Here is a 6614-nt window from a genome sequence, read left to right on the forward strand (position 1 = left end):
GAACTCGGTTAAAATGCTTGGACTATCAGGCTCCGATAGCGGCTTTACAATCGGCTTTAAATAACCATGCCCAACTGTACATCAAGGGGGGAGTGATGGGAAAAATGAGGCGGGGGCAGGAATCTACCCTCCATGGCGGGGTGGGAATCTTTTCCCCTCGATTGCGTAACGGCTGGAGGGAACCACCCATTATGAGGCGAAAGTCAGGCCGCCTTCGCCAAACGACGCCCGAAGCGCGCAATCCCATTCCATGGAGCCCGGGAGGTCTCGCCTATACCTCTGGGCGGCAACGGCAACAGGCTTGCCGAAACTCCTACAGCCGCCATTCCCACCGCAAGGCAGCGCCGCCGCAATGGTCCCAACCCGCTGCCACAGGGTGTCGCCCCCGCCTCATTCGATGGCCTTCAGACAACAAGCCGGCTCCAGCGCCCCCCGGAAAGGGCGTCTATTGCCAACCGGCCCAACCGCGGTAGGATTCGACACAGACTGTGCGCCGACGCCAGGGAACCCTCCTGTTTTTGCGGCGCCGGCTCATATGTATCCGAGGCTGTACAGCCCCCCGTCCAGCATCTTGGCCGCCACGCAATCGAGGGGAAAGCGCCCCGGCCCGCTATTCCCGCGCAAAATGGCCAGCAGCGGGGAGGAGGAATGCCATATGCGCCGGAGCTCGGCAAGACAGGAGATGCGGAAACATATTCTGCTAAAATAAGCGCCTGACATCTTCATCCTTGCGGACGGCAGGCGACGAGAAGAGCAAAGAACCTATGCCTGTGTGACAGGCTGGCGCCCGCAGCGGCCGGACACCTGCCGGCCTGCAGGTGCGGATGGCACGGGAACAAGAAGACAACATATGGCCTTACAATTCGAATTTGCCGGCTCCCAGATTGACGGTGCCCGCGATTACCAGGAAGACGCCTTCCTCATCACGCACCTTTCCGACAAGGCCGGCGACGCCAGCGCCCTGGTGGTCGTGGCCGACGGAATGGGCGGCCACGCAGCCGGCAACGTGGCCAGCAACATGGCCGTGCAGGCATTCAACAAGCATGTCAGCGCCAACTACCCGGCCCGCAAGGTCAGCGAAATCCTCCACGAGAGCGTCATGCAGGCGAACTCTTCCATTACCGCGACGATCTCGGAGACCCCGGCCCTGCAAGGCATGGGCTGCACCTTGGTGGCGGCGGTGCTGGAGAAGGCGGGGCTCTGGTGGGCCAGCGTGGGCGACAGCCACCTCTACCTGATCCGTTCTCGGAAACTGGAGAAAAAGAACGCCGATCACAGTTACGGCGGATTCCTGGACCGCATGAAGGCCGAGGGCAAGGAGGTGGAAAAGCAGGCGGGCCTCTCCCGCAACATGCTGATGAGCGCGGTCACTGGCGACGAAATCGTGGAGATTGACTGCCCCAGTTCGCCCCTCCCGATCAAACCGGGCGACCGCATCATGATCTGTAGCGACGGCATGGACACCCTGAGCAAGGGCAAATTGATCCAGTACTCGCAATGGGCCAAAACGCCCAAGGATTGCGCCGAAGCCCTGCTGAAAGGCGTCGAAGAGGCGAAAAAGCCCCGCCAGGACAACACCACGATCGTAGTGGTGGATGTGCTTGAGACCGATGCGAAGCCCAAGCCGGCCCCGGAACGGACGACGCTGAAGGCGGCGCGCGGCGGACGCACCCCCGCGGAACGGAGCCGCCAAGCCGCAAGGGCCGCCCCGGGGAGTAAGGCGGTAACCGCCATTGCAGCGATCTTTGTCCTGGGGCTGGCCGCCTTTTTCATACTCCCGCGCCTCAACCTGTTGCCGCAGCAAACGCCCGACATATCCCCCTCGTCCCTGGAAGAGCCAGGGAGTACGGACTGGGATGCGGAGACAACCGCGGCGCCAGGGGCCGAGGCGGACGCCCCGGAAGAGACGGCCGCCGCCGAAGAAGAAGCGCCACCCGCGGAGGCGCCGCCCATAGAACTCCGCAGCTTCCGCGACCCGCTGCAGACGGGCCCCCCGGGGCCGCTCATGGTCGCGTTGCCGGGGGGCGCCTTCAAGATGGGAGACTCCGGCTTTTACGGCGACGCCAACGAGAAACCGCTGCGCGAAATCCAGGTACGGCCCTTTGCCATCGGCAAATTTGAGGTCACTGTGGCCGAATACCAGCGTTTTGCCAAAATCACCGGCAGGAAAGTGCCCGGGGGGACGGCCGGCCAGAACCAGAACCTGCCCGTATCCGGCATCACCTGGGAAGACGCCTATCTCTATGCCAAGTGGCTGACGGACCAGACCGGCAAACGGTACCGTCTGCCCTCCGAGGCCGAGTGGGAATATGCCGCGAGCGGCGGCAACGACAACCAATACTGGTGGGGCACCAATATGGAGGCCGGGCGGGTGCACTGTCAATTCGGTTGCCGCTCCCGCTTCGACATCCGCATGCCGATCCGCGTCGGCGGCCTCCCGGCCAACGGCTTCGGCCTGCACGAAACCGTGGGCAACGTCTCCGAATGGATCGAAGACTGCTGGCACCCCAATTACGTAGAGGCGCCGACCAACAGCCGCGTATGGTTGGGAGGCGACTGCAGCTACCGGGTGATCCGCGGCGGCTCTTACGAGAGCCCGGAGAAGGCGGTGCGCACGGCAGCGCGCGACCGCGCCCCGGCGACAACGCGGCAGCAAACCATCGGCTTTCGGATAGCCCGCGATCTGGAAGACGAGTAGCCGGGGACGCAGGGCCGCGAACGAGATGGGAGGCAACGCTGCCGCCGTACCATGCCAAAAGAGCATGAACGCAAGTTCCTGCTGAAGGGAGAAGCCTGGCGCTCCGCAACGACTCGCAACGTGCGGCTGATCCAGGGCTACCTGGCGAATGCCTCCCGTTGCTCGGTACGGGTGCGCATCGCGGGACAAGGCGCCTCGCTGAACCTGAAATCCGCCACCCTTGGGGTCAGCCGGACGGAATTCGAATACCCGATCCCGCTCCCGGACGCCCGCGAAATACTGGACGAACTCTGTATCCGCCCGCTCATAGAAAAGACGCGCTACTATGCGCCCTACCGGGGGCACATCTGGGAGATTGACGTCTTTGCCGGGGAAAACCGCGGGCTGGCCGTCGCCGAGATCGAATTGGCCGCCCCGGATCTGGACTTCCCGCTACCGCCCTGGGCGGGGCGCGAGGTCTCCGGCGACCCGCGTTACTACAACGTATCCCTGGTCAGCCATCCTTATAAAGACTGGAAGGCCTGAGCGCCTCCCGCTGCCGGCCCGGGCCGGCGGTTCGGACGCGATTCAGACGCGCGCCTCCTCCTTCTCCTCCATGTAGTGATCGGCATGCACCGGCCGCATCGCCGCGTTGCTCAGCAGGGCCAAGAACAGCAGCGCCGCCATCAGGTACATGGTCGTGTTGTACAAGCCGCTGGTCGGGTCCACGGTCCCCGGCGGCGCGATCTCCATCAGGCGGGCGATCGTTACCGTCTTGCTCTGGATCAACAGCTCGATCTGGTCCAGACCGGCCCCAAACTTGTCGTAAAAGGCCTGCGGCTCCACCCTCCCCGCCAGTTCATGGATCGCCCTGGACACCGACCTTTCGCGCAATGAGGTGATCGCCAGCGGCCCCAGCACGCCGGCGGTGCTCCAGGCAGTCAGCAGCCGGCCATGGATCCCGCCCACGAAACGGGTGCCGAACACGTCCGCCAGGTAGGCGGGGATCGTGGCGAAACCCCCTCCGTACATGGTGAAGATGATCATGGTGGCGGCATAAAAATACACCAGCCAGAACACAGCGGGGTGTACGCTGACCTGCTGGGCGCAAAAGGGGATCGAGCAATAAAGGAATATGCCGAGGGCGAAAAAGATCCAATACGTATTGCGCCGCCCCAGGTAGTCGGATGCGCTGGCCCAGAAGAAGCGCCCCACCATGTTGAACACGCTGATCATAACCACGTAAGTGGCGGCGAAGGCGCCGTCCACAATATTCGGCAGGGTAGTGCCGAAGATCTCGCGCATCATGGTCTTGGCGACGCCCAGTACGCCGATGCCGGCAGTCACGTTGAAGCACAGCACGATCCACAGCTGGTAGAACTGGGGCGTCTTCAGCGCCTGGTCTATATCCACATGCCGGTGCGTGATCATTTTCTTCTCGGCCTGTTCCTGCTCCAGCGGTTTCCAGCCGGCAGGACGCCATCCCTCCGCGGGGATGCGGTAGGAGAAGGCGGCCAGGGTCATAATAAAAAAGTAGATCAGCCCGATCAGCAAGAAGGTCTGGGCCACGCCCACATTGCCGGTACCCACCAGGTACACGCCCTCCGGGCCGGGCACGACCATGCTGGAGACCTCGTTGGCCCCCACGATCGCGACCTCCCGCAATTCGCCTGCGATGCTGGCGAAACGGCGCCCTTCCCGGGTCACCAGTTCGACGGCGTCGGCCGCCCCCAGATATTCGGGGGCGCGATAGAAGGCGCGGATCAAATATTCCTTGAGCGGGGCGCCGATCATCGCCCCGCCGCCGAAACCCATGATCGCCATGCCGGTGGCCATGCCGCGGCGGTCCGGAAACCAGCGGATCAGGGTGCTGACCGGCGATACGTAACCGAGGCCCAGTCCGCACCCGCCGATCACCCCGTAACCCAGGTAAAGCAGCCACAGTTGGTGCGTGAAGATCCCCAGGCTGCCGACCAGGTATCCCCCGCCCCAACAGCAGGCGGCGACAAAGCCGACGGTTCTGGGCCCCACCTTTTCCAGCCACCGCCCGGCAAAGGCCGCCGCCAGACCGAGACAAACGATGGAGACAGTAAATATCCACACGACCTGGCGCAGAGTCCAGTCCTCCGCGGAACTGGAGACCACGCCGAAAACCTTGACCAGCGCAGGGTTATAGATGCTCCAGGCATAAACGGAGCCGATACACAAGTGAATGCCGATAGACGCGGGCGGCACCAGCCAGCGGTTGAAACCGGGACCGGCAACGATGCGTTCCTTGGAAAAAAAATGAGCCAAAACTAACCTTGTACTCCCCTTCTTCGCCTGTGCGGCGGGCTGGCGTCCATGCCGGCCACGGATATCCGCAAAGCGGCGATCATACCGGCAAGCCGGACGATTTGCCAACCGGGTATGGGTTTCAGGACGCCTCTCTCTCCATTCGCTATTCCTGCCGCGGGCTTCAGGTATTCCTGCGCGAGCTTCAGGACGCCTCTCTCTCGACATACGGCACTCAGGCCGCTCCCTCTCGAGCTGGCTATTCCTACGGCGAGGCCGAACTCGACCCGCTCGCAGTGGGAACGCTCGTTGACGCCGGGACAGCCACCCTTTGCGTCCCGGAACATGTCGCCATCCAATCGCCAGTGGAGTATCCGGGCTTATCGGATTGACTGAAGCGCACAGACCGAATGGCCGCCCATCCCCCTGAAATTGCAGAAACTTGCAACCTGCAACATCGGCAATGGGAATCCCGGCAGCCGCGGGATATAATGATTGGTTTTCCCCTTCTCGGCAGTCGTTTGTTCCGGGTGACAAAACAAGGGGCGCCAGAGGAGTTATACACTTGGCTGTACACTGCCTCTTTTCCTGTTGATTCCGACAAAATCGAACCAAAGCCTGTCATCAAGAGCATGGAACTATTGCCCGGCCCGTGGAGACACGATCTGCAACAGCTGGTGAAGCAGGCAAGGTCGGACATATTCATCGCCTGCCCGTTCATCCGCTGCTCCGAGGCCGACTTTATCTGCCGGAACCTGCCGTCCGGAACAAAAGTGCGCACCCTGGCCGATCTGAGTGTGCGCAATGTTCTCAGCGGCAGCCTCGATATCAAGGCGCTGAGAAAACTCCGCGCTTTCAGCAAATGCTCGGAGGTGATTACCCTTCCCGGCCTGCATGCAAAAGTGTTTATCGCGGATGAAAAGAAGGCGATTATCACATCCGGAAACTTGACCTGGGCCGGAATAGAAAAAAATTACGAATACGGCGTGGTGATTGGCGACAAGAAAACAGTCACGCGCATTCGCGAAGATATGGAAAGTTATATCTGCGCCGGCACATCAGTGGACAGCGACAAACTGCGGAAAATTGAAAAGACCGCCGCACCTTTGCTTCAGAACCGAACAAGCCCGCCGCCGACCAGAAAAGAACACGAGTTGCGCCAACTGCTGGCCGAAACCCAAGTGGGCGGCCGCACGGCGAACGCCATTTTCAGCGATGCAATCTGCCGCATACTTGCGGATGGCGTGCCTCGCACGACCCGGACACTGAATAAGGAAATTAAAAACTTGCTCCCTGATTTATGCGACGACTCTGAACACTTGGCTGTCAACGGGGAGAGATACGGGAAAAAATACAAGCATCGGGTTCGGAATGCTCAATTTAGCCTCAAAAAACGCAACATGGTTCATTATGACAAGGAGGCAAGGATATGGAGTTTGAGAAAAATTTAAGGGCCTCTGAATAATGCCGGAAACATTCCGAACTCCCAACCTGCGGAAAAAAGGGAACAGGCGTTTTTCATAACAATCAAACAATCTCCCCACCCCAAAGCCCCCTGACAAACGCCTGCGCGGGCATAATCTCAATGCCGTCGCTTGTTTTGCGCGGGCGGGATTCGCGGCAGACGACTATGCGGCGTTTGGTGCGCGGATAGTCGGCGACC

Annotated in this window: 5 protein-coding genes; 4 read left to right on the forward strand and 1 reads right to left on the reverse strand. The window is 61.3% G+C overall.

What is annotated here, in order from left to right:
- Positions 1-850 precede the first annotated feature (850 nt).
- Positions 851-2698, forward strand: a complete 1848-nt coding sequence (locus OXU43_05830) for an SUMF1/EgtB/PvdO family nonheme iron enzyme (GenBank protein ID MDD9824672.1) — start codon at positions 851-853, stop codon at positions 2696-2698.
- A 51-nt stretch (positions 2699-2749) separates the two neighbouring features.
- Entirely contained in the window at positions 2750-3223 is a 474-nt protein-coding gene (locus OXU43_05835; protein MDD9824673.1) for a CYTH domain-containing protein, read from the forward strand.
- A 42-nt stretch (positions 3224-3265) separates the two neighbouring features.
- Here OXU43_05835 and OXU43_05840 read toward each other — a convergent pair whose 3' ends face one another.
- Positions 3266-4972 (reverse strand): OFA family MFS transporter, encoded by a 1707-nt coding sequence (locus OXU43_05840; protein MDD9824674.1) that lies wholly within the window; start codon positions 4970-4972, stop codon positions 3266-3268.
- A gap of 29 nt (positions 4973-5001) precedes the next feature.
- Here OXU43_05840 and OXU43_05845 point away from each other — a divergent pair, with 29 nt between their 5' ends.
- Together OXU43_05845 and OXU43_05850 are read left to right on the forward strand one after the other, a co-directional pair.
- Complete coding sequence (locus tag OXU43_05845; GenBank protein ID MDD9824675.1) at positions 5002-5343, forward strand: hypothetical protein; 342 nt, start codon at positions 5002-5004, stop codon at positions 5341-5343.
- A gap of 18 nt (positions 5344-5361) precedes the next feature.
- Positions 5362-6402, forward strand: coding sequence for a phospholipase D-like domain-containing protein (locus tag OXU43_05850; protein MDD9824676.1), 1041 nt, complete (start codon positions 5362-5364; stop codon positions 6400-6402).
- Positions 6403-6614 lie beyond the last annotated feature (212 nt).

The organism is Gammaproteobacteria bacterium (genome assembly GCA_028817255.1).
Classification (GTDB): domain Bacteria; phylum Pseudomonadota; class Gammaproteobacteria; order Porifericomitales; family Porifericomitaceae; genus Porifericomes; species Porifericomes azotivorans.